The following is a 17971-nucleotide window of genomic DNA, read 5'->3' on the forward strand; positions in this document are numbered from 1 at the left end:
GTGGCAGCAACCAGCGCCGCAGAGAAGAATTTTGACAGGGTCAAGACGCAGCTCCAGGTTCGCCTGGGCAGCGAGGTCTTCTCAAGCTGGTTCGGCCGCATGAAGCTGGCGGAAACCTCGAAGGGCGTCGTGCGCCTTTCGGTGCCGACGGCTTTCCTGCGCTCCTGGATCAACAGCCATTATCTGGATCTCATTTCCGAACTGTGGCGCCAGGAAGAGCCTGGGCTGCTGAAACTCGAAATCATCATCCGTACGGCGACCCGCACGGCACGCCCCGGCGTGGAAACCGAAGCCGCATCGCTTCGCAAGCCGGTACGCCAGGCACAGACGGCCCTTGCCACCAGCACGGCGGCTGCCGGACGTACTGCTGAACGTCCTGCCCCCACCCGCAACGGCACGGCCGACCAGGAATTCAAGCAGAGTGTACTCGGCTCGCCGCTCGACCCGCGCTACACCTTCCAGTCCTTCGTCGAAGGCCCCTCCAACCGGGTCGCCCTTGCTGCGGCGCGCGCGGTGGCGGAATCGAACTCGCGCTTCAATCCGCTGTTCCTCCACGCCACCGTCGGCCTTGGCAAGACGCACCTTTTGCAGGCGATTGCCGCCGAGTCGCTGCGCCAGAACCCGAAGTCGCGCGTCGTCTACCTGACCGCCGAATACTTCATGTGGCGCTTCGCGACCGCTATCCGCGACAACAACGCGCTGACGCTCAAGGAGCAGCTGCGCGACATCGACCTGCTGATCATCGACGACATGCAGTTCCTGCAAGGCAAGTCGATCCAGCACGAGTTCTGCCATCTCATCAACATGCTGCTCGATTCGGCCAAGCAGGTCGTGGTTGCAGCCGACCGCCCGCCGGCGGAACTGGAATCGCTTGAGCCGCGCGTGCGTTCGCGCCTCAACGGCGGCGTGGCGCTGGAAATGTCGGCGCCTGACTTCGGCATGCGCCTTGGCATGCTCAAGCTGCGCTTTGCCGGCGCCAAGAACGAAGACCCCAACCTTGCCATGGACGAGGAAATCCTCACCCATGTCGCCCGCACCGTGACCGGCTCAGGCCGTGAACTGGAAGGCGCCTTCAACCAGCTGATCTTCCGCCAGTCGTTCGAGCCGCAGCTGTCGATCGAGCGCATCGACGAGATCCTCGGCCACATATACCGCTCGGGCGAGCCAAAGCGCGTACGCATCGAGGACATCCAGCGTATCGTGGCGCGCCATTATAACGTGTCGAAGACGGAACTTCTGTCTAACCGCCGCACCCGCACCATCGTCAAGCCGCGCCAGATCGCGATGTATCTGTCGAAGGTGATGACACCGCGCTCGCTGCCCGAGATCGGCCGGCGTTTCGGCGGCCGCGACCACACCACGGTGCTGCATGCCGTGCGCAAGATCGAGGACCTGTCGGGCGGCGACAACACGCTGGCCCAAGAACTCGAACTGCTGAGGCGGCTGATCAACGACCAGGCCTGACGGGGTGCGAACGCAGGCGACAGTTTGACGCCTGCGACTTATCCCCAGAACGCCCGCGCTACGGCCGCCTAGTCGTCGCGCGGGCTTGCCTTTCCGCCGTTTTTACTGTCAGACTCAGCCCAATTCCGATCGTGTTGCGGGCTTTCCCGGGCGCATTCGAGCCCGCGAGCCCGCACCTTCAAAAGAAGCGAGCCTGTTTCGTCATGCGTGTTATCCTGGAACGCTCCAACCTGTTGAAGTCCTTGAACCACGTGCACCGCGTGGTCGAGCGCCGGAACACCATTCCGATCCTCTCCAACGTGCTTTTGCAGGCCAATGGCGCGAGCCTCGAACTGAAGGCCACCGATCTTGATCTCGAGATCTCGGAAGCGACGCCGGCCTCGGTCGAACAGGGCGGCGCCACCACCGTTCCGGCGCACCTGCTCTACGACATCGTGCGCAAGCTGCCGGACGGCGCGGAAGTGATGCTGAAGACCGACGAGGACGGCAACGCCATGTCGGTGGTGTCGGGCCGCTCCAGCTTCCGCCTGCAGTGCCTGCCGCAGTCGGATTTCCCCGAGCTTTCGGCCGGCACGTTCTCCCACATCTTCCGGCTTGAGGCCAATGCGCTGAAGGGCCTGATCGACAAGACCCAGTTCGCCATCTCGACCGAAGAGACGCGTTACTACCTCAACGGCATCTACCTGCACACGCATGAGAGCGGCGGCAAGCTGATGTTGCGCGCTGTCGCCACCGATGGCCACCGCCTGGCGCGCGCCGAAGTCGAGGCGCCGGCCGGCTCCGAGGGCATGCCGGGCATCATCATTCCGCGCAAGACCGTTTCGGAGCTGCAGAAGCTGATCGACGATCCGGATGTTGCGGTGACGACCGAGATTTCCGACACCAAGATGCGCCTGACCATCGGCGGTGTGATCCTGACGTCCAAGCTGATCGACGGTACCTTCCCCGACTATCAACGCGTCATTCCGAGCGGCAACGACAAGAAGCTGATCATCGACCGCCAGAGCTTTGCAGCGGCCGTTGACCGTGTGTCGACGATCTCGTCGGAACGCGGCCGCGCAGTGAAGCTGTCGATTGCCGACGGGCTGGTGACGCTCGCCGTCAACAACCCCGATTCGGGCAGTGCTGTCGAAGAACTTGCCGCCGACTATTCGTCGGACCCGATCGAGATCGGCTTCAACGCCAAATATCTGCTCGACGTCGCCGCCCAGCTCAAGGGCAGCGAAGCCCGCTTCATGCTGGCGGATGCCGGTTCGCCCACGCTCATCCACGACACAGCCGACGAGAACGCTCTCTACGTGCTGATGCCGATGCGCGTGTAGCGCGCGCAATCCAATGCAAGAGCCGGACACGGGGGGAGAGCGGAAACGCATCCCCTCGACACATATCAGCAAACTTAAGCTTACGGACTTTCGCAATTACAACGCGCTGTCGCTCGACCTCAGGCCGGGCGCGGTGGTGTTCACCGGCGAGAACGGCGCCGGCAAGACCAACCTGCTCGAGGCGATCTCCTTCCTGACGCCCGGCCGCGGCCTGCGCCGCGCGCCTTATCCCGATGTCGCCCGCGAGGGCAGCGCGGGCAGTTTTGCCGTGCATGCCACAATCCAAGGACCGATCGGCGATGCCGAGATTGGCACGGGGACGGCACCGGAAGCAGTGGGCGAAGCCGGACGTCGCGTCCGCATCAACGGTGCCGCCGCCAAGGCCGACGACATGCTCGAATGGCTGCGCGTGGTGTGGCTGACGCCGTCGATGGACGCCCTATTCACCGGCCCCGCCGGCGACCGCCGGCGCTTCCTCGACCGGCTGGTGCTGGCGATCGACCCGGCTCATGGCCAGCGCGCGCTCGACTATGAAAAGGCGATGCGCGGCCGCAACCGGCTGCTTTCGGAGGACCGCCGCGACAACGCCTGGTTCGATGCGATCGAGATCCAGATGGCCGAGACGGGCGCTGCGATTGCCGCGGCGCGTGTCGAAATGGTGCGGCTTTTGACGGCGATGATCGAGCGGATGCCCGAGACCGGCCCCTTTCCGCAGGCCGAGCTCAGCCTTGCAGGCACGCTTGAACGAAGCATCGGCGACATGCCGGCGGTCGAGCTGGAGGAGCGCTTCCGTCAGGCGCTGGCCGTTGGACGCGAGCGTGACCGTGCGGCGGGACGCACGCTCGAAGGCCCGCACCGCTCCGACCTCGTCGTGCGCCACAAGCCGAAATCCATGCCGGCTGAGCTGTGCTCGACCGGCGAGCAGAAGGCCCTGCTGGTCGGCATCGTGATTTCGCATGCCCGCCTCACCGGCGAGATGGCGGGTGCGACCCCCATCCTGCTGCTCGACGAGATTGCCGCCCATCTCGACGCCGGGCGGCGCGCCGCGCTGTTTGAAATCCTCGAAGACCTCAATTGCCAGGCCTTCATGACCGGTACCGAGGCAAGCCTGTTTTCGAGCCTCGTCGGCCGGGCACAATTCCTGACTGTCTACCATGGCAGCGTCAGCACCACGCCATTACCTGATAGCTTGGACCGATAGATCGGGATGCTACCCGACTGACAAGCCGAACCGGCAGCGATATGGTTGCACCATGAACCAGCCAGCCCCGCTCTCCTCAGAAGAACTCGAACGCTATGCGCGCCATATAGTGCTGCCCGAGATCGGCGGGCCGGGCCAGCAGAAGCTGAAGCGGGCACGCGTGCTGGTGATCGGCGCCGGCGGGCTCGGCGCGCCGGTGCTGGAGTATCTCGCAGCAGCCGGCGTCGGCACGCTGGGCATCGTCGACGACGATCATGTCTCGCTGTCCAATTTGCAGCGCCAGGTCATCCACACCACGGATTCCGTAGGCGCCTCCAAGGCCGACAGTGCTGCCGCAACGATTGCCCGGATCAACCCGCATGTGACGGTCGAACTGCACAAGCTCAGGCTGACGTCGGCAAATGCCGCGAAGCTGATCGCCGATTACGACATGGTTATCGATGGCTCCGACAATTTCGAAACGCGTTATGCAGTCGCCGACGCCGCGGCCGAGGTGAAGCGGCCGCTCGTCCATGCCGCTGTCGGGCGTTTCGACGGCTCGATCACCGTGCTGAAGCCGTTCGAGAAAAATGCCGAAGGCCGCAAGAACCCATCCTATCGCGACCTTTTCCCCGAGCCGCCGCCGGCGGGGCTGGTGCCGTCCTGCGCCGAAGCCGGCGTGCTTGGCGCGCTGACCGGCGTGATCGGCACGCTGCAGGCGATGGAGGCGATCAAGCTGATCACCGGCATCGGCGAGCCGCTGGTCGGGCGACTTTTGCTCTACGATGCGCTCGGTGCGCGTTTCGACACCGTGCGCTACAAAGCCGCATGAGCCATGGCAACCGAAGCTGACATTGCGCGGCTGGCGCAGGATTTCGACCGCTGGGATGAACTGCTCGGTCTGATCATGCGCGCCTTTGCCTACATGGATGGCGTCATCGACCCGCCATCCTCGGCGCACAGGCTCACTCCGGCCAATCTGCGTGACAAGGCCGAGGACGAGGTCGGCTTCATCGCCACTCTGGACGGACGTCTCGTCGGCTGCATCTTTGCCGCGGATCGGGACGGGCTGTTCTATGTCGGCAAGCTGGCCGTCGACGACAGCGTCCGTGGTCGCGGTGTCGGACGGGCACTGATGCTCGCGGCAGAGTGCCATGCCATTGCGGCAGGTAAACCTGTCCTTGAACTCCAGACCCGAATCGAACTTGCCGGCAACCACGCGACCTTCGCGAAGATGGGCTTCGTCGAGTTCGAGCGCACGGCGCATGACGGATTCGATCGACCGACCTCGATAACCTTTCGAAAGGTGCTGCGGTGAGTGTCGATCTCTCCGACGACGAGCGGCGAATCGCCAGCGGCACGGATGGTGCCGCGATGGCGATGCGCATCGTCGCCGAAAGTGCAGCCCTGCTCGGCGCGCCCCGGCTGATCCCGATCGCCTCGGCGCATATCGACGGCGCGCTCTATCACGGCGATTCGGGCACGCTGTTCGCCGAAAGGCTGGCCGAAGGCGGCGCACGGGTGGCGGTACGATCGACGCTCAATGTCGGCGCGCTCGACCTGACGGGCTGCTCACGGGTGCGCCTGGAAGAACCGCAACGTTCCATGGCGCGGCGGATGATGGAAGCCTACCGCAATCTCGGCTGCGAACAGAGCTGGACCTGCGCGCCCTACCAGGCCGGCCACCGGCCCGCTTTTGGCAGCGACGTCGCCTGGGGCGAGTCGAATGCGGTGGTGTTCTGCAATTCGGTGCTCGGCGCGCGCACCAACCGCTATGGCGACTTCCTCGACATCGCCTGCGCGATTTCTGGCCGGGCGCCCGACTTCGGCTTGCACCTTCAGGCGAATCGCCGGGCGACATTGGTGTTCGACGTCTCCGCCCTGCCCGGCGAATTCCTCGCTTCCGAGATCGCCTGGCCGGTGCTCGGCAGCCTTTATGGCCGCGAGGTCGGCAATGCGGTCGGGGTGGTGGCAGGAGTGACACAAGACCCCGGCGAGGATGCGCTCAAAGCCTTCGGTGCGGCCGCCGCATCGTCCGGTGCCGTCGGCCTCTTCCATGTATTGGGCATTACGCCGGAGGCCCCCGATGCGACGGCGGTGCTCGGCGGCATCGCAGCCAAAACCACGATCCGGGTGACGCCTGGGATGGTTGCTTCCGCCCAGGCCAGGCTTTCGACCACCAGCAGCACCGAACGTATAGACGCCGTAGCCATCGGCAGCCCGCACCTGTCGCTCAGCGAATTCGAGGCGCTGGAACGGCTGATGGCTGGGCGGCGACTGACCGTACCGATCCATGCCTGCACCGGCCGGCATGTTCTGACCGAGCTCGACCGCGCTGGCCGGCGCAAGGCGCTGGAAGCCTTGGGCGTGGTCATCGTCGCCGATACGTGCGTGGTGGTGACGCCGATCCTGCCGGATCGGCCTGGCGGCGTGCTGATGACCAACTCGGGAAAGTTCGCGCATTATGCACCGGGAAACACCGGCTACGCAGTGCTCTATGGCTCGCTCGCAGACTGCGTCGAAAGTGCCGTCACCGGGCGCCCGGTCTTCGCGAGGTTCGGCTCATGAGCGCGCACGGCGAAGTCCTCGTTCCGGGCAAGCCAGGTCAAGGCCTGGCACTGGTGCTGTCGGCACCGATCAGCTTCTGGGGCGGCGTCGATTCAAAATCCGGACGCATCGCCGACGTGCGCCATCCCGAATGCGGCAAGAGCATATCGGGAAAGGTGCTGTTTTTGCCCGGCACCATCGGCTCGTCGTCGGCATCAGCCGTGCTGATGGAACTTGTCCATGCCGGTCATGCGCCGGCGGCATTGGTGCTGCACGAGCCCGACGCCATCCTGCTGCTGGGACTGATCGTGGCGCGCGAGATGGGTTGGGAGACGCCGGTGGCGGTGAAGCTTGGACGAGATGCTTTCGCAGCCTTCGCAGGCAAGCGGGTTCAGACCGGCCCTGGCGGCGAGCTGACGATTCTGGATGCAGACCGCTCAGCCTGAATCGGTCCGTCCTTCGACGCTCGCCCTGCGTGCGACCAGGATGAGGATCGTCGGCGTACCGCACTTCGAACCATGAGCCATGGAGGTAGTAGACGGCGCCAGCTCTCAACCTGAAACGCGCCAACCGTCCTCATCCTGAGCTGCTCGCATGCAGGGCGAGCGTCGAAGGACGAAGCGATCCAGCGCTGCTCATGTCCTGAGCGGCAGGACCCGGTCCGGCGGGCGGTGGCCGTCGACATGCGCTCGGATGTTGATGATGACCTTTTCACCCATGTCGATGCGGCCCTCGATGGTGGCCGAGCCCATATGCGGCATCAGCACCACCTTGCCCTTGGCGGCTAGCTTGAGCAGCTTGTGGTTGACCGCCGGCTCATGTTCGAAGACGTCGAGGGCAGCGCCCGCAAGCTTGCCGTCCTGCAGCATCTTGACCAGCGCATCCTCGTCGATGATGTCACCGCGGGCGATGTTGACAAGGTAGGCGTGCGGCTGCATCAGCGCCAGCCTGCGACCCGAAAGCAGGTGGAAGGTCGCCGGCGTCGAAGGGCAGTTGATCGAGATGATGTCCATGCGGGCGAGCATCTGGTCGAGGCTCTCCCAGTAGGTTGCCTCCAACTCGTCTTCGACCGATTGCAGCACGCGGTGGCGGTTGTGGTAGTGGATCGAGAGGCCGAACGCCTTGGCGCGGCGGGCGACGGCGGTGCCGATGCGGCCCATGCCGACGATGCCGAGACGCTTGCCGCCGATGCGGCGGCCGAGCATCCAGGTCGGCGACCAGCCGGCCCATTTCTTGTCGCCGGTCAGCACGCTTGCGCCCTCGGTCAGGCGGCGCGGCACCGCGAGCATCAGCGCCATGGCCATGTCGGCCGTGTCTTCGGTCAGGACGTTCGGGGTGTTGGTGACAGTGATGCCACGCTTGGCGGCCGCGGTGACGTCGATCTTGTCGACGCCGTTGCCGAAATTGGCGATCAGCTTGAGGTTGGGGCCGGCCTGCTCGATCAGAGCAGCGTCGATGGTGTCGGTCACCGTCGGTACCAGCACGTCGGCTTCCTTGACCGCCGCCACGAGCTCCGGCTGGCTCATCGGCCGATCGTCGACATTCAGCCGCGCGTCGAAGAGTTCGCGCATCCGCGTCTCGACCTGGTCGGGCAGCTTGCGCGTAATGACGACGAGAGGCTTTTTTCGACCGGCCATTCTATCCTCGACGAAGATCGTTGAGACCTCTTTAACCAAGACCGGCGAAACTGCAATCCGATCCATGAACGGTAATCTGTGTAACAAGCAGTGCCGCCGAAGACAAAGAAAAAGGGTGTCCGCCAAAAGGGCGCCAAGTTCAAACAGAGGTTACGGAAGTGTCTGGTTTCGCGTCGCTCCGTCTGGCCGTCAGCGCAGCCCTGATCGGCCTTGCTTTCGTTTTGCCCGATGCCGGTTTCGTCGGGCCCGCCACCGCCGCCCAGAACGGGACGATCGGCCCGAGCGGCCTGCCGCTGCCGCGATTCGTCAGCCTCAAGTCGGGCAAGGTCAATTCGCGCATCGGCCCCGGCGTCAACTATCCGGTCGACTGGCTCTATATGAAGCCCGGCCTGCCGATGGAGATCATCCAGGAATATGACAACTGGCGCCGGGTGCGCGATTCCGAAGGCGCCGAGGGCTGGATCAACCAGTCGCTGCTGTCGGGTCACCGCACCGCGATGACGGCGCCATGGCAGCGCGGCAAGCCGGCGCAGCTCAACCTGCTGGCCAAGCCCGAACAGGGCGCACGTACGGTTGCCATCATCGATCCCGGCGTCGTCGGTTCGATCAAGCAGTGCAATGGCAACTGGTGCGAGATGAGTTTTGCCGGCACCAGCGGCTGGCTCAGCCAATCGCAGGTCTGGGGCGCATACCCCGGCGAAAGCATCGAGAACTGATCGCCGGCGCTAGCGTGTCTGCTGGACACGCCGCGAACGCGGCAAATCAAAAACAGCGGAACGAGGCTCCCGGTTATGCCGGGCGCTTGGGCCTCAGCCGAACCACGATATCGACATTGGCGATTTCCATGCCTTCAGGGGGTTCCGGCAGGTTGGTGACCGTGACCGGGCCGGATTCGATGTCGAACACCCGGTTCTCGCCTTCGATGAAGAAGTGGTGATGGTCGGAGGTGTTGGTGTCGAAATAGGTTTTCGAGCCCTCGACCGCCAGGATGCGCAGCAAGCCTGATTCCGTGAACTGGTGCAGCGCATTGTAGACGGTGGCCAGCGAAACCGGCACACCGGCCGACAAGGCTTCCTCGTGCAGTTCCTCGGCCGAAAGGTGCCGGTCGCCCTTGGCGAACAGCAGCTCAGCCAAAGCGATACGCTGACGCGTGGGCCTGAGCCCCGCATCGCGGACACGCATTTCCACAGCAATGCTTGCCTTGTGGGAATCCACTCGTCGCCTCGTCGAAGTTTGCCTTCGCCCCTTTGGAGCCTGCAAGCGCGCCAAAATCGGATCGGCAGCCGGCAAGCTATGGTTGACATATATTCTGTAGCTCAAATGCGATCAATAGCGCGCATTGACCCAGGCGGACGGGCGCGTTAATCGCAAACGCCGGTTTCCGGCAGCAGACAGTCTGTGCTAGTGAGAGCACACAAGAAGGGCGTGGCACCGCCCGAAACATTGACGGGAAGGTGTTCATGGCCGAACAGAAATCCAGCTACGGCTACGAGGAATTGCTGGCATGTGCGCGCGGCGAGCTGTTCGGAGACGGCAACGCCCAACTGCCCGCCCCGCCGATGCTGATGTTCGATCGCATCACCGAAATCAGCGAGACCGGTGGCGAATTCGACAAGGGCTTTGCCCGCGCCGAGTTCGACATCAAGCCTGACCTGTGGTTCTTCCCTTGCCACTTCATCGGCAACCCGATCATGCCGGGCTGCCTCGGCCTCGATGCCATGTGGCAGCTGACCGGTTTCTACCTCGGCTGGCTCGGCGAGCAGGGCAAGGGCATGGCGCTGTCCACCGGGGAAGTGAAGTTCAAGGGCATGGTCACGCCTTCGGTCAAGAAGGTCGAATACGGCATCGACTTCAAGCGCGTGATGCGCGGCCGCCTGGTACTGGGCATCGCCGACGGCTGGTTGAAAGCCGACGGCGAGACCATATACAAGGCCACCGACCTCAAGGTCGGGCTCTCGAAGCAGGAAGCCGCGGCCGTCTGATCGGCCCCTTACACTGGACCGGAGATTTTCATGAGACGTGTCGTCGTAACTGGCCTTGGCATCGTATCGTCCATCGGCAACAACGCCGACGAGGTTCAAGCTTCGCTGCGTGACGCCCGGTCCGGCATCAGCTTCTCCGAGTCCTTCGCCGAACACGGCTTCAAGTGCCAGGTCTGGGGCTCGCCCAACCTCGACACCACAGAGCTCGTCGACCGCCGCGCCGCCCGTTTCCTGTCGCAGGGCGGCATGTGGAACCACGTCGCGATGAAGCAGGCAATCGCCGACAGCGGCCTCGAAGAAAGCGACGTGTCGGGCAACGAGCGTACCGGCATCATCATGGGCTCCGGCGGTCCGTCGACCCGCACGATCGTCGAAGCGTCCGAGATCACGCTGAAGAACAATTCGCCCAAGCGCATCGGACCGTTCGCCGTGCCGAAGGCAATGTCGTCGACCGCCTCGGCGACCCTCGCTACCTGGTTCAAAATCCACGGCGTCAACTACTCGATCTCGTCGGCATGCTCGACCTCGGCACACTGCATCGGCAATGCGGCGGAGATGATCCAGTGGGGCAAGCAGGACATCATGTTCGCCGGCGGCCACGAAGACCTCGACTGGACCATGTCGAACTTGTTCGACGCCATGGGTGCCATGTCGTCCAAGTACAACGACCGCGCCTCGGTTGCCTCGCGTGCCTATGACCTCAACCGCGACGGCTTCGTCATCGCCGGTGGTGCTGGCGTGCTGGTGCTGGAAGAGCTCGAACATGCCAAGGCGCGCGGCGCCAAGATCTATTGCGAACTGGTCGGTTACGGTGCCACCTCCGACGGCTACGACATGGTCGCCCCGTCCGGGGAAGGCGCGATGCGCTGCATGCGCCAGGCGCTGTCGACGGTGAAGGGCCCGGTCGACTACATCAACACCCACGGCACCTCGACGCCGGTGGGTGATTCCAAGGAAATGGGCGCGATCCGCGAAGTGTTCGCCGGCAACCTGCCGAACATCACCTCGACCAAGTCGCTGACCGGCCATTCGCTGGGTGCAGCGGGCGTTCAGGAATCAATCTACTCGATCCTGATGATGCAGGGCGGCTTCATCGGCGAGAGCGCGCATATCGAAGAGCTGGATCCGGAATTCGAAGGCATGCCGATCGTGCGCAAGCGCATCGACAACGCCAAGATCGACACCGTGTTGTCCAATTCCTTCGGCTTTGGCGGTACCAACGCCACGCTCGTTTTCCAGCGCCTCTCGGCATAGGGACCCCGACATGGACGGATTGATGAAGGGCAAGCGCGGGCTCATCATGGGCGTCGCGAACGACCACTCGATTGCCTGGGGCATTGCGCAGAAGCTTGCCGAGCATGGTGCCGAACTCGCCTTCACCTATCAGGGCGAGGCTTTCGGTCGCCGCGTCAAGCCGCTGGCCGAAAAGGTCGGCGCCTCGATCCTGGTGCCATGCGATGTCGAGGACAGCGCGTCGGTTGCCCAGACCTTCGAGACGCTGAAGGAGAAATGGGGCGGCATCGACTTCCTGGTGCATGCCATCGGCTTCTCCGACAAGAACGAGCTCAAGGGCCTGTATGCCGACACCACGCGCGAGAACTTCGTACGCACAATGGTGATCTCGTGCTTCTCCTTCACCGAAGTCGCCAAGCACGCGGCGGCGCTGATGAATGATGGCGGCTCGATGATCACGCTGACCTATGCCGGCTCTGTCCGCGTCATGCCCAACTACAACGTCATGGGCGTCGCCAAGGCAGGCCTCGAGGCCAGCGTGCGTTACCTTGCCAACGACTATGGCCCGCGCGGCATCCGAATCAACGGCATCTCGGCCGGGCCGGTGCGGACGCTTGCAGGCGCCGGCATTGCCGATGCGCGCCACATGTTCACCTACCAGCAACGCAACTCGCCGCTGCGCCGCACGGTGACCCTCGACGAGGTCGGCGGCTCGGCGCTGTATCTTTTGTCCGACCTGTCATCGGGCGTGACAGGCGAGATCCACTACGTCGATTCGGGCTATCATATCGTCTCGATGCCGACGCTGGACGAGCTCAAGCAGATGGACGGTGGGCGCGAATAGCGCCCGCCCCGAAAACGTCGACTATCGGGAATGAGCCCGCACGAAGCGGGATATTGGTGCGCCTTTTCGCGCGTCCAGGAGACCATGCAGCGCCGCAACAAAAACGCCTGCTGGTAAAATTGTAGACAATCGTCAAAATCGATCTTAACGAGCGAATCGGTAGAAATGCCACGCAAGTTAGGAAAATCAGCATGTCTGCCGCCAGGAACCCCCGTCGAAGCCGCACGTTTCGACTTATCACCATCGCCGCTTCCGGCATGGGCAGTTTCGTGCTGGGCCTGTGGTGGCTGAGGTTTGCTCTTGGCGACAATATTGGCGGCATGTCGGGCGAAGCGGTCAGCGCGGTCATCGCAGGACTTTGTGCACTCGCCGCATCGATCGCTGCGATGTCGTTCTTCGCCGGCGTCGACGAATCGGCTGATTTCGTCTTCAACGAAACGCATTACGACAAGCTGACCGGGCTTCTGGCGCGGCCAGCGATGGTCGGCAAGATTGCCGAGGCAGCGTCGGCCACGGCTCGCACCGGCAAGCCGATGTTTCTCATCGACATCGACATCGACCGCTTCAAGCAGATCAACGATGCCATCGGCTACAGCAATGGCGACGCCCTGATCCGCGCCTTCACCGCGCGACTCAAGGCGGCCCTGCCGCGCGACATGGTCATCGGCCGCATCGGCGCTGGCGAATTCGCCGTCCTCTACCCCGACCAGATGCTGCGCTGCTCACTCGACACCCTCATCGAACGCCTCATCCACGACCTGATGCGTCCGTATCAGCTGCCCTCGCACCAGCAGTCGGTCAACGTCTCCGTTGGCGTCGTTGCCATGCCGAAGGACGGCTACGACCCCGTTGTGCTGCTGCGCCGCTCGAACCTTGCGCTGCAGAATGCGCGCGCCAGCGGCATCGGCGACTGGGCCGTCTTCCAGCCTGAAATGGGTCGAGTTGCCGACCACCGCCAGTGGGTGGAATCGGAACTGCACATTGCCTTCGAACGCGGTGACTTCGATCTGCACTACCAGCCGCAGCTTGACCTGACCTCGGGCCGCGTCGTCGGCTACGAGGCGCTGATACGCTGGCGCCACCCGGAGCGCGGCATGATCCCGCCGATCGAGTTCATCTCGGTCGCCGAAGAGACAGGCATGATCGCGCCGATCGGCGAATGGGTGCTGCGCAAGGCCTGCACCGATGCCCGCCTGCTGCCGGAAGACTGCTTCGTTGCCGTCAACATTTCGCCGGTGCAGTTCATGACCCGCGATTTCGTCGGCATCGTCGAGCGGATCATCAAGGACACCGGCATCGAACCCAAGCGCCTGGAACTCGAGCTGACCGAATCGGCGATGATGCAGGACCGCGAGCGTGCGGCCTTCATCCTGAAGCAGCTGACGGAGATGGGTATTTCCGTGGCCGTCGACGACTTCGGCACCGGCTACTCGAACCTCGCTTATCTGATCGACTTCTCGTTCCACAAGCTCAAGATCGACCGCTCCTTCGTCAGCCGCATGGAAACCGACAGCAATTCGGGTGCCGTCGTATCGACGATCGTCGGCCTGTCCAGGGCACTCGGCGTGCGCACCATTGCCGAAGGCGTGGAGACCGAGAACCAGGCGAGCCTGCTCAGGGCCGCCGGCTGCCAGGAGGTTCAGGGCTATTTCTACGGCCGCCCGGCGCCGCTCAGCCTCGGCGACCCGGCTTTGACCCAGGGCACCGAAGGCATCGCCAGCGTCCACTGACGCCCTTGATCAGCGCCCCTGGCCGATGCCCAACGTCAGCGCTTGGCGGAATAGACCCTGAAGGCGTTGTCGACGGCGATCTCTTCGACCGACGAGAAAGCCTGCGCCAATACAGGCGGATAAGGCAGATGGCGGTTGGCCACCATGAACAGGCGTCCGCCCGGCTTGAGGGCCGCAGCCGCCGCCTTGATCATGCGATGACCGATCTCGGGATCCGCGTCGCGATCCTGGTGGAAGGGCGGGTTCATCACCACCACGTCGTAGCGCCGCTCAACCGGCTCCTTGGCGAGGTCCTGCCAATGGAACCCAGGCTGGACTGATGTGGCTGGCACGTTGGCTTTGGCGGCCTCCAGTGCCTCGAAATCGGCCTCGAACAGGTCGAGCGCCTTGAGCTCTTTCGCACGCGTCACCACCTCGGCTGCAACATAACCCCAGCCGGCGCAGAAATCGGCGACCTTGCCCTTTATGTCGGAGGGCAAGTTGTCGACCAGAAGGCGCGAGCCGACGTCGATGCGCTCGAAAGAGAACATGCCGGGCGCGGTGCGGAAGCGGTCCTCGACCAGCATTTCCGGATTGTCGGCGCGCAAGGTCGCGGCTGCGGCGTCTGCCTGAGCGGTGCGGCGGAACCAGAGTGCCGTGCCGTGATATTTGGGCAGGTGGTCCTCTATCTCGAGCAGACCGGCCAAGCGCTTGCGCAGGCTTGCGATGCCGTCCTCCTTGCCGCCGGCAACGACGATCAGCCCGCCCGGCGCAACGCGTTCGATCGCCTCGGCGACACGCAGCTCGTTGAGCCCGCGATGACGCCCGGCCAATACCAGGATAATGTCGAAACCGTCGTCCTCGGCGCGCGCCGCAACATCGTGTCCGGCCGCCGCCAGGGCCAGCACATACGGGCGGAAGCCCTGGACAAGGGAAAGCCTGGCGTCGAAGCCCTGCGGCTTCCTGAAGCCCGGCTCAGCGCCAATGAACAGGGCACGCAAGCCCTGCCCCGGCATCGCCAACAGCTCGGCCTCGAAGGGATAGAACAGGGTTTTCAGTGCGTCGCGTGGCATGGCGTTTTCCAGGTGTCTGGGAGTTCGATCGGCGGCCAGTCCGGGACCGCCACCAGGCTATCGCTTAGCCGTTCTTTGTCTGACCGCCAACCTCGGCAAAAAGCAAGCCACGCAACTCTCCGCGCAGGCACTTCACCTCCGGCGCGCGTGAGGCCACGAACTCCAGGACGGAGTCGTGGAATGCGAAGACAAAATGGCGATAGCGTGCAAACAGCGCGTCCGAATGCTGTCGATGTACGCGATTGGCCGTCCTCATTTCGTCGATCCACTCCGAGTCCAGCACCTCATAGGCTTCGTAAGCCGCAAGCCCCAAGGGCGCATAACGATGCCCGCCCAGCACCTCGTCGTTGGGATAGCCGAATTTGAGGGCAAGATACGGACCGGCGCTGACAATCGCGCATGTCTCGAACGGCACGCGTCCGGAAGCCTGCAGGTAGTAACCGAAGAGCAGACCTTCTTCATCGGCGACTACCATCGGCATGGGCGCTCCAGCGTCGCATGCCGGAACATCGATCCGTCTCAAGCTTGTCATTCGGTCGCCCCTTCCCCAAACAAAAAGGGCGCAGCCATGCGGCTGCGCCCTTTTCATGATTACATCAAGCAGAAGCTCAAGCGGCGGTTTCTTCGCCTTCGGCCTTCTTGGCGATTTCCTTGCCGGTGGCCTGGTCGACGACCTTCATCGAAAGGCGGACCTTGCCGCGCTCGTCAAAGCCCATCAGCTTGACCCAGACCTTGTCGCCTTCCTTGACTACATCCGAGGTCTTGGCAACGCGGTCGTTGGCAAGCTGCGAGATGTGGACGAGGCCGTCGCGCGGGCCGAAGAAGTTGACGAAGGCACCGAAGTCAGCGGTCTTGACGACCGTGCCTTCGTAGATCTCGCCGACTTCCGGCTCAGCCACGATGGTGTGGATCCACTTCTTGGCCGCCTCGATTTCCTTGGCGTTCGACGAAGCGATCTTGACCGTGCCGTCGTCCTCGATGTTGATCTTGGCGCCGGTCTTTTCGACGATCTCGCGGATGACCTTGCCGCCCGAACCGATGACTTCACGGATCTTGTCGGTCGGGATGTGCATGACCTCGATGCGCGGAGCGAATTCGCCCAGCTCCGAGCGGCCTTCCGACAGAGCCTTCGACATTTCGCCGAGGATGTGCAGACGGCCGTCCTTGGCCTGGCCGAGCGCAATGTTCATGATCTCTTCGGTGATGCCGTCGATCTTGATGTCCATCTGCAGCGCGGTGATGCCGTTGGTCGTGCCGGCAACCTTGAAGTCCATGTCGCCGAGGTGATCTTCATCGCCGAGGATGTCCGACAGGACTGCAAAACGCTCGCCTTCCTTGATCAGACCCATAGCGATGCCGGCAACCGGCTTCTGCAGCGGAACGCCGGCGTCCATCAGAGCAAGCGAAGTGCCGCAAACGGTAGCCATCGAGGACGAGCCGTTCGACTCGGTGATCTCGGAGACGACGCGCAGCGTGTAGGGGAACTGGTCGGCAGCCGGCAGCATCGGGCGCACTGCGCGCCAGGCGAGCTTGCCGTGGCCGATTTCGCGGCGGCCGGGCGAACCCATGCGGCCGGTTTCACCAACCGAGTAGGGCGGGAAGTTGTAGTGAAGGAGGAACTTCTCCTTGTACATGCCGGTCAGCGAGTCGACATACTGCTCGTCTTCGCCGGTGCCCAGCGTGGCAACGACCAGCGCCTGGGTCTCGCCGCGGGTGAACAGCGACGAACCATGGGTGCGCGGCAGGACGCCGACTTCGGAGACGATCTGGCGAACGGTCGAGAGATCGCGGCCGTCGATGCGCGAACCGGTGTCGAGGATGTTCCAGCGCACGATCTTGGCCTGGAGTTCCTTGAACACGGTGGCGACCTTGTCGGCCGACCACTTCGGAGCTTCGTCGCCTTCAGCGGCAAACGCTGCCTTGACCTTGGCCTTGACCGCGTCGACAGCGGCATAACGAGCCTGCTTGTCGATGTTCTTGTAAGCGTCGCGCAGCTCGCCTTCGACGATCTTCAGCATCTCTGCTTCAAGCTCGGAATAATCCGGCGCGGTGAAGTCGCGCGGATCCTTGGCAGCAACTTCGGCCAGCTTGATGATGGCGTCGATGACCGGCTGGAAGCCTCGGTGACCGAACATGACGGCGCCGAGCATGATGTCTTCGGCCAGTTCCTTGGCTTCCGACTCGACCATCAGCACGGCGGCATCGGTGCCGGCGACGACGAGGTCGAGCTTGGATTCCTGCATCTCGTCGATGTGCGGGTTGAGCACGTATTCGCCGTTGATGTAGCCGACGCGGGCGCCGCCGATCGGGCCCATGAAAGGCACACCCGAGAGCGTCAGGGCAGCCGAGGTGGCAACGATCGACAGGATGTCCGGATCGTTTTCGAGGTCGTGCTGGACGACGGTGATGACGACCTGGGTGTCGTTCTTGTAGCCGGCTGCGAAGAGCGGGCGGATCGGGCGGTCGATCAGACGGGAGACCAGCGTCTCCTTCTCGCTCGGACGGCCTTCACGCTTGAAGTAGCCGCCGGGGATCTTGCCGGCTGCGTAGGTCTTTTCCTGGTAGTTGACGGTCAGCGGGAAGAAGTCGAAGCCCGGCTTCGGCTCCTTGGCCGAAACAACGGTGGCGAGCACGACGGTTTCGCCGTAGGTGGCGAGCACGGCGGCATCGGCCTGACGCGCGATCTTGCCGGTCTCGAGGATGAGCGGACGGCCGCCCCATTCGATTTCAACTTTGTGGTGATTGAACATATTCTGTCCTTCGTGGCGGGAACGGCCCACGCCGCATTCCGGCGCGCCAATTCCCTGGCTTGTTCGGCGCGCCATAGGGAAAACCGCTTGGTCTTCCGCACACGCCTTGGCTTCGATTTGGCCAGCCACGGGCAAGACAACAAGAAGCTCGGTGGAAATGTGAGCCGCAACGCGGCCGACCGAACGTCCTGCAATCCTGCCCCATGACCGTCCATGGGCGGTTCGGGCGC

The 17971-nt window shown here is 63.7% G+C and carries 17 protein-coding genes; 12 read left to right on the forward strand and 5 right to left on the reverse strand.

The window, feature by feature from the left end; genetic code table 11:
• From dnaA to DY201_RS00035, 7 genes are all read left to right on the forward strand, one after another.
• Complete coding sequence (gene dnaA / locus DY201_RS00005) at window positions 1-1464, forward strand: chromosomal replication initiator protein DnaA (protein ID WP_115729284.1); 1464 nt, start codon at window positions 1-3, stop codon at window positions 1462-1464.
• A 203-nt stretch (window positions 1465-1667) separates the two neighbouring features.
• Complete coding sequence (gene dnaN, locus DY201_RS00010) at window positions 1668-2786, forward strand: DNA polymerase III subunit beta (protein ID WP_115729286.1); 1119 nt, start codon at window positions 1668-1670, stop codon at window positions 2784-2786.
• A 49-nt stretch (window positions 2787-2835) separates the two neighbouring features.
• Complete coding sequence (gene recF / locus DY201_RS00015; protein WP_115733492.1) at window positions 2836-3987, forward strand: DNA replication/repair protein RecF; 1152 nt, start codon at window positions 2836-2838, stop codon at window positions 3985-3987.
• Between the two features lie 52 nt (window positions 3988-4039).
• Complete coding sequence (locus tag DY201_RS00020) at window positions 4040-4798, forward strand: molybdopterin-synthase adenylyltransferase MoeB (RefSeq protein ID WP_115729288.1); 759 nt, start codon at window positions 4040-4042, stop codon at window positions 4796-4798.
• A 3-nt stretch (window positions 4799-4801) separates the two neighbouring features.
• The gene (locus tag DY201_RS00025; protein ID WP_115729290.1) at window positions 4802-5284 is read left to right on the forward strand and encodes a GNAT family N-acetyltransferase; all 483 of its coding nucleotides are present in this window, start codon (window positions 4802-4804) and stop codon (window positions 5282-5284) included.
• Window positions 5281-6534, forward strand: a complete 1254-nt coding sequence (locus DY201_RS00030) for an aconitase X (RefSeq protein ID WP_115729292.1) — start codon at window positions 5281-5283, stop codon at window positions 6532-6534. Before DY201_RS00025 ends, DY201_RS00030 begins: the two co-directional genes overlap by 4 nt.
• Window positions 6531-6959 carry an aconitase X swivel domain-containing protein gene (locus DY201_RS00035; RefSeq protein ID WP_115729294.1) on the forward strand — a complete coding sequence of 143 codons (429 nt, stop codon included), beginning with the start codon at window positions 6531-6533 and terminating at the stop codon, window positions 6957-6959. The genes DY201_RS00030 and DY201_RS00035 overlap by 4 nt, the downstream gene beginning before the upstream one ends.
• Window positions 6960-7148: 189 nt before the next feature.
• On the opposite strand, the gene DY201_RS00040 is transcribed toward DY201_RS00035, so the two are convergent.
• Entirely contained in the window at window positions 7149-8150 is a 1002-nt protein-coding gene (locus tag DY201_RS00040) for a 2-hydroxyacid dehydrogenase (protein ID WP_115729295.1), read from the reverse strand.
• A gap of 158 nt (window positions 8151-8308) precedes the next feature.
• Here DY201_RS00040 and DY201_RS00045 point away from each other — a divergent pair, with 158 nt between their 5' ends.
• On the forward strand, window positions 8309-8866 hold the full coding sequence (locus tag DY201_RS00045) for an SH3 domain-containing protein (protein WP_115729297.1): 558 nt from the start codon (window positions 8309-8311) through the stop codon (window positions 8864-8866).
• Window positions 8867-8939: 73 nt separating this feature from the next.
• On the opposite strand, the gene irrA is transcribed toward DY201_RS00045, so the two are convergent.
• Window positions 8940-9365 carry an iron response transcriptional regulator IrrA gene (irrA, locus tag DY201_RS00050; RefSeq protein WP_342635166.1) on the reverse strand — a complete coding sequence of 142 codons (426 nt, stop codon included), beginning with the start codon at window positions 9363-9365 and terminating at the stop codon, window positions 8940-8942.
• Window positions 9366-9610: 245 nt separating this feature from the next.
• Between irrA and fabA the strand changes: the two genes are divergently transcribed.
• The 4 genes from fabA (at window position 9611) to DY201_RS00070 (ending at window position 13939) form a co-directional block, all read left to right on the forward strand.
• The gene (gene fabA / locus DY201_RS00055; protein WP_115729301.1) at window positions 9611-10132 is read left to right on the forward strand and encodes a 3-hydroxyacyl-[acyl-carrier-protein] dehydratase FabA; all 522 of its coding nucleotides are present in this window, start codon (window positions 9611-9613) and stop codon (window positions 10130-10132) included.
• A 30-nt stretch (window positions 10133-10162) separates the two neighbouring features.
• The gene (fabB, locus tag DY201_RS00060; protein WP_115729302.1) at window positions 10163-11386 is read left to right on the forward strand and encodes a beta-ketoacyl-ACP synthase I; all 1224 of its coding nucleotides are present in this window, start codon (window positions 10163-10165) and stop codon (window positions 11384-11386) included.
• Window positions 11387-11396: 10 nt separating this feature from the next.
• The gene (gene fabI, locus DY201_RS00065; protein ID WP_115729304.1) at window positions 11397-12209 is read left to right on the forward strand and encodes an enoyl-ACP reductase FabI; all 813 of its coding nucleotides are present in this window, start codon (window positions 11397-11399) and stop codon (window positions 12207-12209) included.
• 191 nt (window positions 12210-12400) lie between these two features.
• Window positions 12401-13939: a putative bifunctional diguanylate cyclase/phosphodiesterase gene (locus DY201_RS00070; protein ID WP_115729306.1), complete on the forward strand. Its 1539-nt coding sequence runs from the start codon at window positions 12401-12403 to the stop codon at window positions 13937-13939.
• A 35-nt stretch (window positions 13940-13974) separates the two neighbouring features.
• Here the strand turns inward: DY201_RS00070 and DY201_RS00075 are convergent, their stop codons facing one another.
• The 3 genes from DY201_RS00075 to pnp form a co-directional block, all read right to left on the reverse strand.
• Window positions 13975-14991 carry a class I SAM-dependent methyltransferase gene (locus DY201_RS00075; RefSeq protein WP_115729307.1) on the reverse strand — a complete coding sequence of 339 codons (1017 nt, stop codon included), beginning with the start codon at window positions 14989-14991 and terminating at the stop codon, window positions 13975-13977.
• A 64-nt stretch (window positions 14992-15055) separates the two neighbouring features.
• Window positions 15056-15472 (reverse strand): hypothetical protein, encoded by a 417-nt coding sequence (locus DY201_RS00080; protein WP_115729309.1) that lies wholly within the window; start codon window positions 15470-15472, stop codon window positions 15056-15058.
• A gap of 127 nt (window positions 15473-15599) precedes the next feature.
• Window positions 15600-17741, reverse strand: a complete 2142-nt coding sequence (pnp, locus tag DY201_RS00085; protein WP_115729311.1) for a polyribonucleotide nucleotidyltransferase — start codon at window positions 17739-17741, stop codon at window positions 15600-15602.
• Window positions 17742-17971: the final 230 nt, after the last annotated feature.

This window comes from Aminobacter aminovorans (assembly GCF_900445235.1).
In the GTDB taxonomy this organism is placed as follows: Bacteria; Pseudomonadota; Alphaproteobacteria; order Rhizobiales; family Rhizobiaceae; genus Aminobacter; species Aminobacter aminovorans.

Coding starts and splice junctions, on each gene's coding strand:
- dnaN (WP_115729286.1), top strand. CDS start 1,668: ATGCGTGTTATCCTGGAACGCTCCAACCTGTTGAAGTCCTTGAACCAC.
- DY201_RS00020 (WP_115729288.1), top strand. CDS start 4,040: ATGAACCAGCCAGCCCCGCTCTCCTCAGAAGAACTCGAACGCTATGCG.
- DY201_RS00025 (WP_115729290.1), top strand. CDS start 4,802: ATGGCAACCGAAGCTGACATTGCGCGGCTGGCGCAGGATTTCGACCGC.
- DY201_RS00035 (WP_115729294.1), top strand. CDS start 6,531: ATGAGCGCGCACGGCGAAGTCCTCGTTCCGGGCAAGCCAGGTCAAGGC.
- DY201_RS00040 (WP_115729295.1), bottom strand. CDS start 8,150: ATGGCCGGTCGAAAAAAGCCTCTCGTCGTCATTACGCGCAAGCTGCCC.
- fabA (WP_115729301.1), top strand. CDS start 9,611: ATGGCCGAACAGAAATCCAGCTACGGCTACGAGGAATTGCTGGCATGT.
- fabB (WP_115729302.1), top strand. CDS start 10,163: ATGAGACGTGTCGTCGTAACTGGCCTTGGCATCGTATCGTCCATCGGC.
- fabI (WP_115729304.1), top strand. CDS start 11,397: ATGGACGGATTGATGAAGGGCAAGCGCGGGCTCATCATGGGCGTCGCG.
- DY201_RS00070 (WP_115729306.1), top strand. CDS start 12,401: ATGTCTGCCGCCAGGAACCCCCGTCGAAGCCGCACGTTTCGACTTATC.
- DY201_RS00075 (WP_115729307.1), bottom strand. CDS start 14,991: ATGCCACGCGACGCACTGAAAACCCTGTTCTATCCCTTCGAGGCCGAG.
- DY201_RS00080 (WP_115729309.1), bottom strand. CDS start 15,472: ATGCCGATGGTAGTCGCCGATGAAGAAGGTCTGCTCTTCGGTTACTAC.
- pnp (WP_115729311.1), bottom strand. CDS start 17,741: ATGTTCAATCACCACAAAGTTGAAATCGAATGGGGCGGCCGTCCGCTC.